Annotated in this window: 13 protein-coding genes; 3 read left to right on the top strand and 10 right to left on the bottom strand. The window is 69.9% G+C overall.

Annotation, left to right across the window (positions count from 1 at the left end; genetic code table 11):
- Nucleotides 1-322, bottom strand: a 322-nt coding sequence (locus tag ACFWPJ_RS07520) for a putative quinol monooxygenase (protein WP_378848425.1), incomplete at its 3' end; no start/stop codon positions are given.
- 142 nt (nt 323-464) lie between these two features.
- Between ACFWPJ_RS07520 and ACFWPJ_RS07525 the strand changes: the two genes are divergently transcribed.
- Entirely contained in the window at nt 465-1,316 is an 852-nt protein-coding gene (locus tag ACFWPJ_RS07525; protein WP_378848427.1) for a helix-turn-helix transcriptional regulator, read from the top strand.
- 30 nt (nt 1,317-1,346) lie between these two features.
- On the opposite strand, the gene ACFWPJ_RS07530 is transcribed toward ACFWPJ_RS07525, so the two are convergent.
- The 6 genes from ACFWPJ_RS07530 to ACFWPJ_RS07555 form a co-directional block, all read right to left on the bottom strand.
- Nucleotides 1,347-2,939: a serine/threonine-protein kinase gene (locus ACFWPJ_RS07530; RefSeq protein ID WP_378848430.1), complete on the bottom strand. Its 1,593-nt coding sequence runs from the start codon at nt 2,937-2,939 to the stop codon at nt 1,347-1,349.
- An 88-nt stretch (nt 2,940-3,027) separates the two neighbouring features.
- Nucleotides 3,028-4,770: a penicillin-binding transpeptidase domain-containing protein gene (locus ACFWPJ_RS07535; protein WP_378848433.1), complete on the bottom strand. Its 1,743-nt coding sequence runs from the start codon at nt 4,768-4,770 to the stop codon at nt 3,028-3,030.
- Nucleotides 4,771-4,816: 46 nt separating this feature from the next.
- Entirely contained in the window at nt 4,817-6,898 is a 2,082-nt protein-coding gene (locus tag ACFWPJ_RS07540) for an acyltransferase family protein (protein WP_378848436.1), read from the bottom strand.
- A 132-nt stretch (nt 6,899-7,030) separates the two neighbouring features.
- Nucleotides 7,031-7,894 carry an arylamine N-acetyltransferase gene (locus ACFWPJ_RS07545; protein ID WP_378848439.1) on the bottom strand — a complete coding sequence of 288 codons (864 nt, stop codon included), beginning with the start codon at nt 7,892-7,894 and terminating at the stop codon, nt 7,031-7,033.
- 120 nt (nt 7,895-8,014) lie between these two features.
- Nucleotides 8,015-9,004: a TAXI family TRAP transporter solute-binding subunit gene (locus ACFWPJ_RS07550; protein WP_378848442.1), complete on the bottom strand. Its 990-nt coding sequence runs from the start codon at nt 9,002-9,004 to the stop codon at nt 8,015-8,017.
- A 32-nt stretch (nt 9,005-9,036) separates the two neighbouring features.
- A complete protein-coding gene (locus ACFWPJ_RS07555; protein WP_378848444.1) occupies nt 9,037-11,163 on the bottom strand; it encodes a TRAP transporter permease in 2,127 nt (708 codons plus the stop codon).
- 157 nt (nt 11,164-11,320) lie between these two features.
- Between ACFWPJ_RS07555 and ACFWPJ_RS07560 the strand changes: the two genes are divergently transcribed.
- Nucleotides 11,321-12,499, top strand: a complete 1,179-nt coding sequence (locus ACFWPJ_RS07560; RefSeq protein WP_378848456.1) for a winged helix DNA-binding domain-containing protein — start codon at nt 11,321-11,323, stop codon at nt 12,497-12,499.
- A 256-nt stretch (nt 12,500-12,755) separates the two neighbouring features.
- Here ACFWPJ_RS07560 and nadC read toward each other — a convergent pair whose 3' ends face one another.
- The 3 genes from nadC to nadA form a co-directional block, all read right to left on the bottom strand.
- Nucleotides 12,756-13,616 carry a carboxylating nicotinate-nucleotide diphosphorylase gene (nadC, locus tag ACFWPJ_RS07565; protein ID WP_378848447.1) on the bottom strand — a complete coding sequence of 287 codons (861 nt, stop codon included), beginning with the start codon at nt 13,614-13,616 and terminating at the stop codon, nt 12,756-12,758.
- A gap of 95 nt (nt 13,617-13,711) precedes the next feature.
- Complete coding sequence (locus tag ACFWPJ_RS07570) at nt 13,712-15,412, bottom strand: L-aspartate oxidase (RefSeq protein WP_378848449.1); 1,701 nt, start codon at nt 15,410-15,412, stop codon at nt 13,712-13,714.
- A 37-nt stretch (nt 15,413-15,449) separates the two neighbouring features.
- On the bottom strand, nt 15,450-16,487 hold the full coding sequence (nadA, locus tag ACFWPJ_RS07575) for a quinolinate synthase NadA (RefSeq protein WP_378848452.1): 1,038 nt from the start codon (nt 16,485-16,487) through the stop codon (nt 15,450-15,452).
- Nucleotides 16,488-16,565: 78 nt separating this feature from the next.
- Between nadA and ACFWPJ_RS07580 the strand changes: the two genes are divergently transcribed.
- On the top strand, nt 16,566-17,123 hold a 558-nt coding region (locus ACFWPJ_RS07580; protein WP_378848454.1), incomplete at its 3' end, for an NUDIX domain-containing protein.

Consider the following 17,123-nt stretch of genomic DNA (forward strand, 5'->3'; position numbering starts at 1 on the left):
GGGCGGCGCCCCCCCCCCCCCCCCCCGGGTTTGTAAAGGCGCCCACGAGCCGGTCGATCACCATCGGTTCGGCCAGTACGGTGTCCAGCACCGCCCGCACATGACGGAAATGTGGTGTCGCGAAGTGCGCGTCCAGCGCGGCCGGGGTACTCCATTGCTCGATCAGGACCATCGCCGCGTGGTCGTTCGGGTCGACGAACGGCTGATAGTGCAGGCAGCCCGGCTCCGCGATGGTCGGCTCGATCATGGCTTCCAGCGCGGTGCGCAACCGGTCCTCGCGGCCCGCGGCGGCCCGGAATCGGGCGATGACGTGCAAAATCAATGTCTGTCTCCTCGATCGGCGCCGGAACTGTTCCGGCGGTGATCCCCACTGTTCGCCGCGGCGAGCGCCACCAACAGCGCGGGCGGAGCCTGGGCATCGGATGACCAGGCTGCCTCGCCCGACACCCGGCGATACTGGACCGGTGACCCTGGATCGACGGACCGAACTCGGTGAATTCCTGCGCTCTCGCCGTGCCCGCCTGCGCCCCGAGCAGGTCGGGCTGCCTGGCTTCGGCAGCCGCAGGCGTGTCCCCGGCCTGCGCCGCGAAGAACTCGCGATGGTCGCGGGGGTGAGCGTGGACCACTATGTGCGCCTCGAGCAGGGCCGCACCCTGCACTTCTCGGAATCGGTCCTGGACGCGGTCGCCCAGTCGCTGCGGCTCGACGAGATCGAACGCGAGCACCTGTATCGCCTGGCCAGGCCGTGGTCGGGGCCGGAACCCCGCCCGGCGCAGCAGGTCAGGCCCGGCCTGCGCCGACTCCTCGATACCGCGGCCGACGTGCCCGCCTACATTGTGGGCCGCGGCACCGATGTGCTGGCGTGGAACGACCTCGCCGCCGCGCTCATCACCGATTTCTCCGCGCTGGCGCCTACCCAGCGCAATCTGGCGCGACTTGTCTTCCTCGACGAGGGGATGCGGGAGCTGTACGAGGACTGGCATGCCAAGGCCGCCGACGTCGTCGCCTATTTACGCCTGGACGCGGTGCGGCATCCCGGCGATCCGGCGATCGCGGAGTTGATCGAGGAACTCAGCGCGGCGTCACCGGTGTTTCGGGACCGGTGGGTTCGCCACGACCTGCGCGACAAGACGCACGGCCGCTACGTGTACCTCCATCCGGTGGTCGGCAGGCTGGACCTGGGTTACGAAACCCTGCGCCTTCCCGACGATCCCGATCAGGCGCTCATCGCGCATACCGCCGAAGCAGGCTCGTCTACCGCGACCGCGCTGCGCTTACTGACAACCTGGACGACCGCCGACAGAGCACTGCGCTAGGCGCGTGCTCGGTTGCCGGGCACCCGGTTCTCAGCGGGTGTCGCCGTCGATTCGCAGACTGCCGCCGGAGTTCACGACCCGCATGACCATGGCCTTGGTCTGGCCGTTGATGGTGATGCTGGCCAGGCGCATGTCGGTCGAACCGTCGGCGTTGTTGCCCTCGACCGCGGTGATGCTGGCGAAGGTGTCGACGGTGCGGTCGTTCCAGTACTCCCGGAACGCGGACTCACTGCCGTAGACCTTCTGCGCGGCCGGGGTGAGCAGCGACCACGAACCGGCCGGATCGGAGTAGAAGTTCTCCACCAGCAGACCGGCCGAGCCGATGTCGACCGTGCCGACATTGGTGGTCTGGCCGAGCGCGGCCGGGGACGCGCTGGGCGACGCGGAGGCCCGCGCCGAGGTCGACGGGCTCGCCTGCACCTGCGGCGAATTCGAGTCCGAGCTGTTCATCGCGCTGATCGCGACGGCGATGGCCGCGATCACGGCGCCGACACCGGAACCGATCAGCACCGCGCGGCCCTTGCCCGCCTGCTTGCGCGGCAGCGGTGCGGGCTGGGCGGCCGTCGGCGGATGCGCGGCGGTGTCGTGGCGCATCGGCGGGCGCGGGTTCGACCGGATCTGCCGGGTCGTCGCGGTGGACGCGCCCGCATGCGAGGTCCGGTGCCCGGACTGCCGGATCACCTGGGTCGCTGCCGCGGAGTTGCGGCGGCCGTAGGCCTCGCTGGCAGGCACGAATCCGGCGGGCACGGCGTCGTCGTCGTCGGCGAACGCGGCCAGCACGTCGCGGGCCTCGGTCATCGTCGGCCGGTCCAGCGGGTCCGGGCTCAGCAGGTCGAGCAGGAAATCGGTGGCCGGGCCCGCGTTGCGCGGCTCGCGCACCTGACCGTTGGCCGCCGCGTAGAGCACGGCTAGTGGGTTGGCGTTGGCGCCGTAGGGCGGTTCCCCTTCGAGCGCGTGGAACAGCGTCGCACCCAGCGCGAACACGTCGGCGGCGGGCGTCGGATCGGAACCCCGCGCGACCTCGGGGGCCAGGTAGGCGGCGGTGCCGCAGATCAGGCCCGTCTCGGTGAGGGTGACGTCACCGGCGGCGCGGGAGATGCCGAAGTCGGTGATCTTCACCTCACCGTGGTCACCGAGCAGGATGTTGCCCGGTTTGACGTCACGGTGCACGAGTCCGGCCTGGTGGGCGGCGATCAGCGAGGACGCGACCTGCTCACCGATGCGGGCGACCTCGGTCAGCGGCAGCGGACCCTTCTGCCCCAGCTCGGCGGCCAGGCTGACCGACTTGAGGTACTCCATCACCAGGCACGGGTCACCGTTGTGCTCGGTGATGTCGAAGACGACGATGGCGTTGGGATGCTGGAAGCGTGCCGCGTTGCGGGCTTCCCGAATCGCACGCTGGCGCAAGACATCCCGCTCACCCTCGGGCAGGCTGGGCTTGATGTGGATCTGCTTCACAGCCACGGAGCGTTGGAGGCGTTCGTCGACAGCGCGCCATACAACGCCTGTGCCGCCGCTACCAATACGCTCGACCAGGCGGTAATGCTCCGCGATCTTCTGACCGGTATCGATGGCGCCTACTCCGAACCTTCTCGAAATTGTGACATCCCGCGTATTGACCATGGATATGGTCCGTCGACGAGTGTAGCTGGCCCGGTGCGGACCGCGTGCGGCAGCGTGGGTATTGCTCGCCCACAGAGCGTGACATAGATCATTGTTTGGCCCGCAGCATCCGTCCGGCCGCCTCCACCGCGGGGCCTGAACTACCCGCGTCGGCGACGAAGACCGCGAAGGCGAGGTCGCCGTCGATGCCGACGAACCAGCCGTGCGCGTGCTTGTCGTCGAGGTATTCGGCGGTGCCGGTCTTGCCGAGCAGGCCCGGAATATCGCGCAGCGCGGTGGCGGTTCCGGCGGTCACCGTCTCCCCCATCATGGTCTCTATCTGCGATGTCACGTCGGCGGGGACCGGCGCGGACGCCCGGTCCGCGGCGCCGGGCCGCCCGCGCACGATGACGGGCGCGGGCGCGGAGCCGTGCGCGAGCGAGGCGGCGACGAGCGCCATCCCGAACGGCGAGGCGGTGACGCTGCCCTGCCCGATGCTCGACTCCACCTGCTGCGCCGGGTTCTGCGCGGGTGGAACCTTCCCGGTGACAGTCGTCAAGCCGGGTGTCACATAATCCACCCCTAGACCGAGCTGCGCGGCGGCCGCGGTGAGCCCGTCGGCGGGTAATCGCACGCCGAGTTCGGCCATCGTGGTGTTGCAGGAGCGCGCGAACGCGGTGTGCAGCGGCACCGACCCGAGATCGAAGCCGTTGTCGTTGGGAATCGTGCGGCCCTCGATGGTCGCGCGGCCCGGGCAGGGCAGGACGGTGTCGATATTCACCCCGCCCGCCTGCAGCGCGGCCGAGACGGTGACGGTCTTGAAGGTGGAGCCGGGCGGGTAGAGGCCGGTGAGCGCGATCGGGCCCTGTGCGTCGGCCGGCGCGTTCTGCGCGACGGCGAGGACTTCCCCGGACGACGGCCGCAGGGCCACGATCGCGGCGGGCTGGGTCAGCGGGGTCAGGGCGGCCTCGGCCGCGTTCTGCAGGTCGATGTCGACGGTGGTGGCGATGTCGGTGGTCGGGGTCGCGTCGGGTCCGGCGATGCGCTGGGTGCCCTCCGCGGTCTGCGCGCGCACCGCCCATCCCGCCGCGCTGTCGGCCTGCTGCTGCCAGAGTTCGGCCAAACCTGAGGTCGTGGGTCCGGCGAGGGTCTTGTCGACGGTGAGCAGCCTGGTCTGCGGTGCGAGCGTCACACCGCGCACTCCGCTCAGTGCCTGCTGGACCGGGGCGATATCGGCTTCGCGCAGGGCGACCGCGGTGACCGGTTTACCCTGCGCCGCAGCCAGATCCGCCTGCACCGTGGCCTCGGTGACACCGTGCGGCGCGAGCAGCGCGGCCGCGGCGGCCAGATCGGCGTCGGGGGCGAGGTTCACCAGCGTCACCACCTGCTGGGTCATCAGGTCACCGCCCGAGGAGTCCAGCACGCGCGCGGGTTTCGGATAGACGGGGCTGTAGCTGAGCGGTCCTAATTCGAGCCCGGGCGCGACCGTCGCGGGATTCCAGTCGATCTTCCAGCCGTCGGTGTCGGCGGCGGTGCCGGTGCTGGTGTAGGTCCACTCGTTGCGGCCCTCGGGGCCGAACTTCCAGGTCGATTCGAGGGTGAAGGAGCCGTCGTCGGTAGCCGACACCCGGACCGAGTCGTTCTTTCCGAGGTTCTCGAACAGGGTGGTCAGCACCGGATGGGCTTGGTCGGGTTCGTCGGTGAGCGCCGCGGCGGCGGCCGCGTCACCGCTGCTCAGAGCGGCGGCGAAAGCGTCGGCGACGGTCTGTGGCTGATCGGGTCCCGACGAGCACGCGACCGGCGCCAAGGCGAGCGCGAGGAGCAGGACCGGTGTCTTGCGGGAGATGCGCACAGGGCGAGGGTAGCCGCAGTGGCGGCGTCGGTACGCATCTCGCGCATTACCACCAGCCGGTGATCGCCCCGATCTGGCGGCCGAGCTCGGGGGCGAGCGAGCGCGCGTAGCTGGCGGTCAGGTGGTGTTCGTCGCGGTAGATCAGCACATTGCCCTCGACGACCCGGCACCGTTGCGGCCTGCACACGGCATCGGAGAGATCGAGCAGGTAGACGTTCGGGTAGCCGGCCGCCGGTTCCGCGGCCGGGTCGACGGCGTCGAGCGCGTCGGCGCGGTCGAGTCCGCAGCTGTCGGGATCGCCGCGGTGGGCCAGGCAGTCGGTGGCGCGGTAGAGGACGCCGTCGCGGCGCAGTCGCGGAGTATCGCGCAGCGCAAGCACGTTCAGGCCGCGGTCCTGCATCGCCGACCACACTTCGAGGTATTCGCCGGGCACCTCGTCACCCAGACCGTCCTTGCGATAGCGCGTCGACAGCGTGAGCACCCAGTCCGGCGGCTCGGCGGCCAGCCGGTCGAGCACCTCGACCGACCATTCGTGGCATTCGGGGAACGGCCATTCGGCATACGACGGCTGATCGGCGAGGGTGACCGGGCACCCCTCCTTGAGATAGGAGACCACCCGGATGCCGTGCTCGACGCCGAGCAGTTCCAGCGCGGGAATCCAGTGCTCGGAGTGCGATCCGCCGACCACCGCGATCGAGCGGGTGGCGGTGTGATCGCCATAGGTACAGGTGCGGACCTCGCGGTTGGGGGTGATGCAGCCGTCGGTCGTCGGCGGCGGCGAGTCGGCCTGCCCTTCGAACACGGTGGGGCGCATCGGCTCCGGCGAATACTCCGCGCCCGACAGCAGGGCGGCCGCCCCCGGATACCGGTCCGCGTCCAGTGCCTGCGGCGGCACCGCCGGATTGGCCCGCAGCACCAGCTGCCAGCCCAGGGCCGAAGCGAGGACGGCGACGGCGAGCGCACCGACCAGCACCCCCGTCGGCCGATGCCTGACGACCGGGCTGTCCTGACCGGTCGGCGGCAGCCGCAACGGCGTCTCGATCAGGCGGGTGGTGGCATACGCCAGCACCAGCGAGACGCCGATCACGATCAGCCCGTCGGCCAGCCCGGCGTGCGCGCGGCCGGATTCGGCCAGATAGAAGATGAGAATCGGCCAGTGCCACAGATACAGCGGGTAGGCGATGGCGCCGAGTTCGGTGCAGACCCGCCCGGCCAGCACCCGGTTCGGCCACGCCGCCACCCCCGCGACACCGAATCCGGAGGCGATCACCAGGCAGGCCGCGGCCACCGGCCACAGCGCCGCCACCCCGGGAAACTGGATGGCGCCGTCGAAGATCGGACCGCACGACAGCACCATCAGCAGACCCACCGCGGCGGCGAGTCCACGCACCCGCCGCGGCAACCGCAGCCACGGCGCGGCGACGGCCAGCGCCGCACCGGCCAGCAGTTCCCAGCCGCGCGCGACGCTGTCGTAGTAGGTCCACGCCTGATGCTGCGCGGAGCCGGACGCGGCGTACCAGAACGAGAGCAAGCCCACCCCGGTCAACACCATCAGCAGCGCGGGCCGACCGGCCGCGCCGCGCCGTCGCAGCCACGCCCACCCGGCCAGGACCGCGAGGATCACCAGATAGAACTGGCCCTGCACCGACATCGACCACAGGTGCTGCAACGGGCTCACCGACGGGTCGGGCGCCAGGTAGTCGAGTTCGGCGGTCGCGAGATACCAGTTCTGCACAGAGAACATCGAGGCCAGCGTCTGCGCCGCCGTCTCACCGAGCTGGGTGTAGGGCCGCAGGGCGACCGTGGCGAGCACGATCGCCGCCAGCACCACCACCAGCGAGGGCATCAACCGGCGCACGGTTCGCCGCGCGGTCACCCGGGCCGACACACCACCGCGGCGTTCGACCCCGCGCACCACCGCGCCGGTGAAGAAGAACCCCGACAGCACGAGAAACACGTCGACCCCGCCGGAGACCCGGCCCGCCCACACGTGAAACGCGACGACCAGCGCGATCGCGACGCCACGCAATCCGTCCAGGTCCTGCCGTCGCCCGGCCGAGGCGACGACGGGTCGACGAAGGATCGCCGTCTCCGGCGCAACCGCGGACGCGGGCTGAACTTTCGGCACGAACGACCCCAACGATTCGGACCCCACAGCGCAGAGCGGGGGGTTGTTTCCCGGCAAGTAACCATCAATTTGCCGTAGCGTCACGTGGGAAGCAAACCGCCGAGCCGTGGTCGAGGCCGGCGATGTAGGCCGCTAGTCCGTCCGCCAGGGCATCGTCACCAGGGCTGCCGCGTCGGATTCGTCGAGGTCGATGTCGAATACCTCGGTCAGCACCTTGGGCAGTTCGCCCGGTTCGAGTTCCCGCGAGTGCCCGGCGCCGTCGGGATATTCGGTGGTCAGCGTCATATCGTCGAGAACGTGGTGGACCTCGGGCAGGAACCGCTGCAGGAAGGGCCGGGTGGTGAACGGGGATCGCGGCGACGTCGAGACGAAGTGGTTGCCGACGGCGTAGTCGATCCGGTACTGCGGGTTCTCGGTGAACGTGTAGCGATCGATCCAGCCGTCACGGCCGAACTGGAACAGTACCCACAGGTCGCCGGTGTGGCGTTCGAGCCGGTAGCGCCAGTCGCCGAGACCGAATTCACCACGCCCATCGACCAATTCGAAGGGTTCGAGCGGGCCGAAGCCGAAGCCGACGTCGCAGATCCAGACGCGATCGTCGTCGGGTGTCGTCACCCGCAACAGGGCGTGGGTGGCGGGCCGGATCGCCCCGTCGGCGAGCGCGCCGTAGGTGACACGGCCGCTCAGCCCGGAGACACCGAATCCGAACCGTTCCAGCACGGCGGCGAACACGCCGACGTTCTCGAAGCAGTAGCCGCCGCGGCGGCGCCGGATCAGCTTGTCCTGCAACGCCTCCAGCTCGAGCGGAATCCCGCGGCCGAGGATGATCTCGAGATTCTCGAAGGGGATCGTCGTGGTGTGGCCGCGAACCAGCGCGCGCAGCGTGTCGACGGAGGCGGTGCGCGGTCCGTCGTAGCCGATTCGGGCCAGGTAAGCGTCCAGGTCCAGGTCCTCGCCCAGCCAGCGGTCGTCGCGTCGCGCATCAGCCTCGGTCATATTTCGCACAACCGCGGTGTGGCGATCCTTGTTCCCGCCGTCCCGGTGCGCCGGACCCACCGAGCCGGCCCGACCCGCGACCGTCGCGTCCGCGCACCCGCGGACGCGACGGTCGTCCGCTCAGCCCAGCGCGACCTCCGACCCGCGGTGCAGCTGCACCGGCGCTGTCTTGCTCGCGGTGTCGGCATTGATGCCCTTCGCGGCCGGATTCGCCTGCTCCAGCTGCGGCTTACGGTCGAGCAGCGTCTTGGTGAGCACGCAGGCCAGGTTCGCGTCGAGGTCGTCACGAACGACGAGCAGGTTGGGCACCACGATGGTCGGCACGTCGGCGGCGAGGCCGTAGGTGGCGGCGGGGATCGCCCCCGTCTCGTACACCGGGTTGATCTCCTTCAGCTTGGGCAGCACCCCGGTGATGTCGAGGAAACGGACCTTGTCCCTGGCGGTGGTGAACAGGTCGGTGATGCCGGGCGTCGGCAGGCCGCCCGACCAGAACATCGCGTCGATGGAACCGTCCTTGAGCCCGTCGACGGTCTTGGTCAGGTCGAGGCGCTGCGCGGAGACATCGCTGTCGGGATTGAGGCCGGCGGCTTGCAGCACGCGCTGCGCGATGACCTCGGTGCCCGATTTGGGCGATCCGGTGGACACGCGCTTGCCGCGCAGATCGGCAAGTGTGTTGATGCCCGCGTCGGCGCGCACGATCACCTGGGTGTAGTTGTCGTAGAGCCGGGCCAGCGCGCGTACCGGCTGTGTGCTGGTGAAGCTGCCCTTGCCCTGCACGGCGTCGGCGGCGGAGTCTGCCAGCGAGAAGCCCACCTGGTAGGTGCCGCCGACGACCTGCTGGATGTTCTGCACCGACGCGCCGGTCTCGGCGGCGGTCGCCTTGACCGTGCCGCCGGTGGCGGCCGAGACCTGCTCGGCATAGGCATTGCCCAGCGCGAAGTACACGCCGGTCGCGTTGCCGGTGGCGATGCCGATCCTGGTGTCCTGCTTCACTTCACAGGTCACCTCGCCACCGGCGTCGGCGGTCGGGGTGTCCTGCCGCCCGCCGCATCCGGTGAGCAAGGCGGCCGCGGCGGACACCGCGACCACGGCGACAACTGTTCTGACCATGAGGTCCCTCTCATCCTGCTGATGTCCACGGATCACGGTGTGTCCGTGGCTGTTCGGCGTCGCATCCGGTCGACGACGCCCGCGAGCACGGCGACGAGCAGCACCGCGAGTCCGATGCCGGTCGCGGTCGGGTTCGGGTAGAGCAGGGTCAGACCGGCCGCCGCGGCCAGCCCGCGCGGAACAGGCCCGACCGCGCCGATGCCGAACAGCCAGCCGCCCGTCGCCGCCGCGAGTGCCGCCACGCCGACACAGGCGGCCGCGCTCACCCACAGCACGTCGAGCAGGGCGCCACGGCCGAGCAGGTGCTGGCCGGAGTCGGTGAGCACGAACATCAGCGGCACCAGGAACGCGGGCAGCGCGTACCGCAGCGCCGCCCACATGGTCGGCATGGCTTTCGCCCCGGTGACCGCGGCCGCGCCGACGGCGGCCAGCGCGGTCGGCGGCGTCACCTCCGAGAGCACCGAGAAGTAGAAGACGAACATCGCGGCCGCGGGCGCGGCGACGTCCAGGTCGAGCAGGGCGGGCCCGATGATCACCCAGCCGATGACGAACGACGCCGTCACCGGCACCGCCAGCCCCAGCAGCGACAGCGCGATCGCCGCCAGCACCGCGGTGGTCGCCAGGACGACGGCCGGGTCGTCGGACAGCACCGACCCGGCCCGCACCAGCAACGAAGCCAGTTGCGCGCCGAGGCCGGTCTTGGTGGTCATCGCCGTGATCACGCCCGCCGCCGCACACACCGCGACGACGGGCAGCGCCGAGCGCATGCCGAGCGACAGCGCCCGCAGGGCCTCGAGCGCGAACTGCCCGATCTCCTTCCCCGACCACCGCTGCCTGTCGGCGCTCGGAACAGCTTGTTCGCCAGGAACTTTCGCGTCTTTGTCGCCGGATAACGCCCGCGCACGCAGCATGCGGTCGGGCACGGCCAGGATCAGGGCGAGCACCGTGGCGTAGACGACGGCACGTGTCGCGCTCATCCCGGCAAGCAGCAGCACGACGATCACGATCAGCGAGGAGAAGTGATACCCGAAGCGCCCCAGCAATTTCCACCACGGCGTCGGCAGCGGTCCGTCGGCGAGATCGGCGGGCGCGCGTCCCTCGGCGTGGATGCGGCGGGCGTCGATCTCGACCGACAGCAGGATGCCGAGGTAGTAGAGCAACGTCGGGATCAGCGCCCAGCCGAGCACCGTCACATACGACACGTCGAGGTATTCGGCGACGATGAACGCAGCGACGCCCAGCGTGGGCGGCGACAGGATCGCACCGACACCCGCCGCGGCGAGCATGCCGCCCGCCTGTTCGGGCCGGTAACCCGCTCGGCGCAGGATCGGCCAGGTGACCGCGCCGGTGCTCACCGCGGTCGCGGTGCCCGACCCGGAGACCGTGCCGAGCAGGAATCCCGACACCACCGCGGTCCGTCCCGCCGCGCTGTGCGAGCGACGGAACAGCGAGACCGACAGATCGACGAAGAACCGTGCGGCACCGGAGAATTCGAGGACCGCGCCGTAGAGGGTGAACAACACGATGTAGCTGGCCGCCACATCCAGCGGCGTGCCGTAGAAGCCGCTGCCGGAGTTGTACAGGGCGTCGACGATCTGGTCGACGTCGAGTCCGGCGTGCGCGATCGCCCAGTTCTGCGGCAGCAGTCCGCCGTAGTAGCCGTAGGCGAGGAACACCAGGCACACCGCGGGCAGAATGATCCCGGTGGTGCGCCGGCATGCCTCGAGCACCAGCACCAGCAGCAATCCGCCCATCACCACATCCAGTGGCGCCAGCATTCCCTGCCGGTCGAGGAACGCGTTGTAGCCGCCACCCGCGTCCCCGATCCGCAACGGCAGGATCGGATACAGGCACACCAGCAGCGCGATCGCGGCCAGCACCCAGTCGAGCACGGCGGGACCGTCGGTGCGATCGAGCCTGCCCCACCAGGACCGGTAGCTCAGATACACCAGCGGCAGCGCGACCGCGAGAAACACCACCAGGTAGTACTGACTGCCTTGGGCCAGTGGCCGGAACACCTGCCACACCGACAGCAGCGCCAGCCCGAGCGCGACCACGCCGACCAACCGGCCCGGAAACCCGGACAGCACCCGCGCGGGCCGCTCCTCGTCGTCCACGCCCAGATCAGCGGCAGTGACGACCGGTGGCGCTGAGCTCATGAGCGGACCATAGCAACGGGATTCGCGCGTCGGAGCGAAAACGACGACCGCACGGTCTGCACAAAATGGACATTTCGCGCCGGTGGATCGGCCGCCGATCAGCGCCGCGAAACCCGCGCACGGCGAGACTGTCGGTGCCCGCACCTACGATCCGGACATGCTCTCGATCGACGTCGCGCAGCGACGCGCACGCCTGGCGACCCGGCATCGCCTCGCGCCTTCGGCCCGCTCGACCGACCCCGTCGACATCGCCCGCTCGATGGTGGTGCTACACGCCACCGATCCGGCGACGGTTTTCCTGTCGGTCGGCGCCCGCGGCATCGATCTCACCCCGGCGGATGTGGAAAAGGCGCTCTACGACGACCGCACCCTGCTGCGGCTGCTCGCCATGCGCCGCACCATGTTCGTCGCGCCGACCGAATTGCTGCCGGTCCTGCAGGCTTCCACCTGCGATGCGCTCGCCCACAAGCAGCGCCGCGCCTACGGCCGCTATATCGAACAGGCCGGGGTCGTCGACGGCGACGTCCAGTCCTGGCTCAGCGATGTCGAGGCCGAGACGCACGCCGCGCTGCTCGCCCGCGGGACGGCGACCGGCGTGCAGTTGAGCAAGGACGTGCCGCGCCTGCGCACCCAGATCGATACGTCGCCAGGCAAGTCGTATTCGAAGCCGACCAGCATCACCACCTGGATCCTGGTGGTGCTCGGCGCCGAGGGCCGGATCGTGCGCGGGCGACCGAACGGCAGCTGGGCCAGCAGCCAGTACACCTGGGCGCCGGTCGAAACCTGGCTGCCACAAGGGTTCTCCCCCATTCCGGCCAAGCAGGCCCGAGTGGAACTGGTCCGGCAGTGGCTCCACGCCTTCGGCCCCGCCCCGGTCACCGACCTGAAGTGGTGGACCGGCTGGACCCTCGGTGAGGTCCGAAAAGCCTTGGCACACCTGGATACCGTCGAGGTCGACCTCGACGGAACCACCGGCCTCCTCCTAGCCGACGACCTCGACCCGGTCCCCGCCCCCGAGCCCTGTGCCGCCCTGCTCCCTGCCCTGGACCCGACCCCCATGGGTTGGCAGTCCCGCGACTGGTTCCTGGGCCCGCACGCCGAGCCCTTGTTCGACCGCAACGGCAATATCGGCCCCACCATCTGGGCCGACGGCCGCATCGTCGGCGGCTGGGCCCAACGCTCCGACGGCGAAGTGGTAACCCGGCTCCTCGAGGACGTCGACGCCGACACCCAGAAGCTGATCGATATCGAAATAGACCGCACCACAACCTGGTTCGGCGAAGTCCGCGCCATCCCCCGCTTCCGCACCCCGCTACAACGTGAGCTGACCGCCTGATCCTGCTCGCCGCCGAGGCGGGCGCCTCCGATCCCGACTGGAAAGCGACCGCGATCTGCTCGACCGGTAACTACGTGATCCGTGGGCGAGGTGACCTCGGAGAGCCGAGCGGTGCTCGACACCAGCGTTGTGATCGCCGAAGGCATCACGCCGATCTCGGCCGATGATCTCGTCGAGGTAATGCCGGTGTGAGTCGGGTCTGCGGCGTGAATTCGGGCCGCACACCGCAATTCTCTACCGGTGACCGGCCACCTGCTCACATATCCAGGCCGAGGTCGAGCACGCGGACCGAGTGGGTGAGGGCGCCGATGGCGAGGTAATCGACGCCGGTGCGGGCGTAGTCGGCCGCCTGCTCGAGCGAGAGGCCGCCCGAGGACTCCAGTTTCGTGTTCGGGGCGGTGGTGTTGCGGCGTTGGACGGCGGCCTGGGTCTGCCACAGCGGAAAGTTGTCGAGCAGCACCAGCTCGACGTTCTCGGCCAGTACCGCGTCGAGCTGTTCGAGGCTGTCCACCTCGACCTCGCAGGCAATATCGGGAGCGAGCTCACGGACGGCACGCAGGGCGTTGACCACCGAGCCCGCTGCGACGACGTGGTTGTCCTTGATGAGCGCCGCATCGCCCAGCCCCATCCGGTGATTCACACCGCCACCGACACGCACCGCGTACTTCTGCAGCGCCCGCAGCCCGGGCAGGGTCTTGCGGCTGTCGCGGATCTTGCAGTCGGTGCCGTCGACCTCGTCGACCCAGGCCGCGGTGGCGGTGGCGATCCCGGACAGGTGGCACACCAGATTCAGCATGGTCCGCTCGGCGGTGAGCAGGCCACGCGTCGGCGCCTCGATGCTCAGCACGGAGGTGCCGGGCTCCACCCGGGTGCCGTCGGCGACCCGGTCGGTGACGGTGTAGTTCCCGGCGCCGATCACCTCGTCGAGCACGAGTAGCCCGACATCGAGCCCGGCCACGGTCCCGTCCTGACGCGACACCACCGACGCCTTGCTCACCGCGTCGGCGGGCACGGTCGCGACCGTGGTGACGTCGGGCCCGTAACGCAGATCCTCGTCGAGCGCGGCACGGATCAGCGTCACCAGCTCGTCACGATCCAAAGCGGCATCCAGAGCCATCACTGCACTCCTGTTCTCGGGCGCACTGCGCCGGTTCGATAAGGCGGAGGGCATGATCCGTCCGCCGGTCTTGCTCAGGCGACTGTGTCCGGTGTTCACCGCGCACAGACCGGCACCGCGACGACATCGACGGTGGACAATTCGAGGCCACCGTCGGCGTCCAGCCGCACCGCGGTGCTGTGGCGCCGGTCCGCTACCGGGCCCGGATACTCCAACCGCGTATGGCAGCCGCGGCTCTCGGCGCGGTCGGCGGCCGCGACCAGCAGCGCACGGGCGGTCAGTGTCAGCGCGGCGTCCTCGATCCGGCGCAGTGTGGCACTGAAAATGCCTGCACCGGAGCTGGTTTCGTCGTGCGCCCGTTCATTCTGCGCAGCACCCGAGAGGGTGTCGAGTGGCGACGCCACCGACCTCGCCGCCGCGCCCGCCACGGTATCGAGTGGAGACCCGACCGACCTCGCGGCGTCGATCCGTATCAGTGCGGCACCGAGCCCTGCGCCGTCACGCACCACCGAGGCGTGCTCGGTCATCGCCTGCTGCACCACCGCCCGGTCGGCGAATTCCACCGTCCACGACGGGATCTTCTCGATCCGCGAGCGCACACCGAGCCGTTCGGCCGCGGCCGCACCGGCCCGTTCGCCCACGACCAGACCCTCGAGCAAACTGTTGGAGGCCAACCGATTCGCTCCGTGCAGTCCGGTCCTGGCGACCTCACCCGCGGCATAGAGCCCGGGAACCCCGGTCCGCCCGTGGGTGTCGGTCAGCACCCCTCCGCACTGGTAGTGCGCGCCGGGCGCGACCGGAATCAGTTGCGCCACAGGGTCGATCCCGGCCGAAAGACACGACGCGGTGATCGTCGGAAACCGCTGCACGAAGCCCTCGATCCGGCGCGCGTCGAGGAAGACGTGAGCGGTCCCCGTCGCCCGCATCCGCTCCGCGATGGCCCGCGACACCACATCCCGCGGCGCCAGATCACCCCGCGGATGCACGCCCGCCATCACCGAGTTGCCTTCGGCATCAACAAGAATCGCGCCTTCACCGCGCACGGCCTCGCTGATCAACGGCCGCCTGCCCACCCCGCCGGGCGTGTAGAGCACCGTCGGATGGAACTGCACGAACTCGAGATCGGCCACCGCCGCCCCTGCCCACAGGGCCAGCGCCACACCGTCACCGGTCGCGCCGGGCGGATTGGTACTCGAAGCGTAGAGCTGCCCGAGCCCACCGGTCGCCAACAGCACCGCGGGCGTGCGCACGACACCGAAACCGTTGTCCGACACCGCGACAACACCGCAGACACCCTCGGCACCGGTCACCACGCGTAAGGCGGCGGCACCGAACAGCACCGGCAGTCCCGCCGCATTGAGCGCCCGCTGCACCTCCGCCCCGGTGGCGTCACCACCGGCATGGATGATCCGGCGGGTACTGTGCCCACCTTCGCGGGTGCGCGAGATCTGGCCGTCGCGACCGAGATCGAAGACCGCGCCGAGGTCGGTCAGCGCGGCCACCGCCGCCTGCCCGCCCGCCACGATCGAACGCACCGCGTCGACCTCACACAGCCCGGCACCGGCCTCGACCGTGTCGTGCACATGCGAATCGACCGAATCACCCTGCGGCGCAACGACCGCGATACCGCCTTGGGCATACTGCGTAGAGGTGTCGGTGGGCCCGCCCTTGCTGAGGATGAGCACCCGCAGCCCCCGCAGCGACGCCGTGCGCGCTGCCGTGAGCCCCGCGACGCCACCACCGATGACCACCAGGTCGACCTCGGCCTCCCAGGAGACCGGAACCGTCGCCGTCATGGTCGTTACCGGCTCGACCGCGCGGCGAACGGCGCGGTCACTCCCCACCGCCAGGGTTGCCGATCGCGATCATCCGCTGCACCGAGGCGCGACCGGCCTCGGCCATCGCCAGGTCGACGTGCACCTCGTCGGCGCCCTCGACCAGGCAGCGCAGCAGCGCGGCCGGGGTGATCATCTTCATGTACTTGCAGGAGGCGCGATCGTTGACAGCCTGGAAGTCGATGCCGGGCGCCGCCTTGCGCAGCTGGTGCAGCATGCCGACCTCGGTCGCCACCAGCACCTGGTTCGACGTCGAGTTCTTCGCCGCGTCGATCATGCCGCCGGTGGACAGGATGTGCACCCGCTCGGCCGGGAACGAACCCTCGCCCGCCAGGTACAGCGCCGAGGTGGCGCAGCCGCACTCCGGGTGCACGAACAGCTCGGCGTCGGGGTGGGTGCGTGCCTGCTCGGTGAGCTCGTCACCGTTGATGCCGGCGTGCACGTGGCACTCGCCCGCCCAGATGTGCATGTTCTCCCGGCCGGTCTCACGCTTGACGTGCGCGCCCAGGAACTGGTCCGGCAGGAACAGCACCTCACGGTCGGGGTCGATCGAGGCGACCACGTCGACGGCGTTCGACGACGTGCAGCAGATGTCGGTGAGCGCCTTCACCTCGGCAGTGGTGTTCACATACGACACCACCATCGCGTCGGGGTGCTCGGCCTTCCAGGCGCGCAGCTCCTCGGCGGAGATGGAATCGGCCAGCGAGCAGCCGGCGCGCTGATCCGGGATGAGCACCGTCTTGGCGGGGCTGAGAATCTTGGCGGTCTCGGCCATGAAATGCACGCCGCATAACACGATGGTGTCCTCTTCGGCTTCGGCCGCGATCCGCGACAGCGCCAGCGAGTCGCCGACGTGGTCGGCCACGTCCTGGATCTCGGGCAGCTGGTAGTTGTGCGCGAGGATCGTGGCGTTGCGCTCGCGCGCCAGCCGCCGCACCTCCTGCGCCCACTCCGGCGTCGCTTCGACACCCGTGTACCCCGCGGGTCCGTCGAAGACCGAACCCATCAGCGTCGGCTGTACGGTCGTCGTCGCCATGGTGGCTCCCTTCCTCGTGCGAACGGCTCCATCGCCTCGATTCGCACCAAACCAGGTTTTCGACTTAGAATCGAAAACGTGCCCCATAGTAACACCATCCACGAATCGCTCACCGCGGTGTTCCAGGTTCGCCGCTTCCCCGCCGAGGTTTCCGCAGGTAGCGGCGCTGCGGGCCGTTCCAGGCACCCGGAACTGGCGGTGCTGCTGTGGGAGCGGGCACTCGACCCACAGAAGGGCACCTGGTCGCTACCCGGCGGGCGGCTACGCGACGACGAGGAGCTCGACGCCTCGGCCCGGCGCCAGCTCGCCGAGAAGGTCGACGTCCGCGAGCTGGCCCACCTGGAACAGCTCTCGGTGTTCAGCGACCCCGACCGCGTCCCGGCCCCGCGCCGCATCGCCTCGGCCTACCTCGGCCTGGTCCCCCTGACCACCGAACCCGAACTCCCCCCGGACACCACCTGGCACCCGGTCTCGGCACTGCCGGACATGTCCTTCGACCACCGCACCGTCGTCGACCACGCCCGCACCCGCCTGGCCGCCAAACTCTCCTACACCAACATCGCCTACGCCCTAGCCCCCGACACCTTCACCATGTCCACCCTCCGCGAAATTTACTGCGCGGCACTGGGTTACGAC

It is taken from the genome of Nocardia sp. NPDC058497, assembly GCF_042720195.1.
GTDB lineage: Bacteria > Actinomycetota > Actinomycetes > Mycobacteriales > Mycobacteriaceae > Nocardia.

What these genes read in the sequence shown, in the direction of transcription:
- ACFWPJ_RS07530 (WP_378848430.1), bottom strand. Translation starts at nt 2,939, where the DNA reads ATGGTCAATACGCGGGATGTCACAATTTCGAGAAGGTTCGGAGTAGGC.
- ACFWPJ_RS07545 (WP_378848439.1), bottom strand. Translation starts at nt 7,894, where the DNA reads ATGACCGAGGCTGATGCGCGACGCGACGACCGCTGGCTGGGCGAGGAC.
- ACFWPJ_RS07550 (WP_378848442.1), bottom strand. Translation starts at nt 9,004, where the DNA reads ATGGTCAGAACAGTTGTCGCCGTGGTCGCGGTGTCCGCCGCGGCCGCC.
- ACFWPJ_RS07555 (WP_378848444.1), bottom strand. Translation starts at nt 11,163, where the DNA reads ATGAGCTCAGCGCCACCGGTCGTCACTGCCGCTGATCTGGGCGTGGAC.
- ACFWPJ_RS07560 (WP_378848456.1), top strand. Translation starts at nt 11,321, where the DNA reads ATGCTCTCGATCGACGTCGCGCAGCGACGCGCACGCCTGGCGACCCGG.
- nadC (WP_378848447.1), bottom strand. Translation starts at nt 13,616, where the DNA reads ATGGCTCTGGATGCCGCTTTGGATCGTGACGAGCTGGTGACGCTGATC.
- ACFWPJ_RS07570 (WP_378848449.1), bottom strand. Translation starts at nt 15,412, where the DNA reads ATGACGGCGACGGTTCCGGTCTCCTGGGAGGCCGAGGTCGACCTGGTG.
- nadA (WP_378848452.1), bottom strand. Translation starts at nt 16,487, where the DNA reads ATGGCGACGACGACCGTACAGCCGACGCTGATGGGTTCGGTCTTCGAC.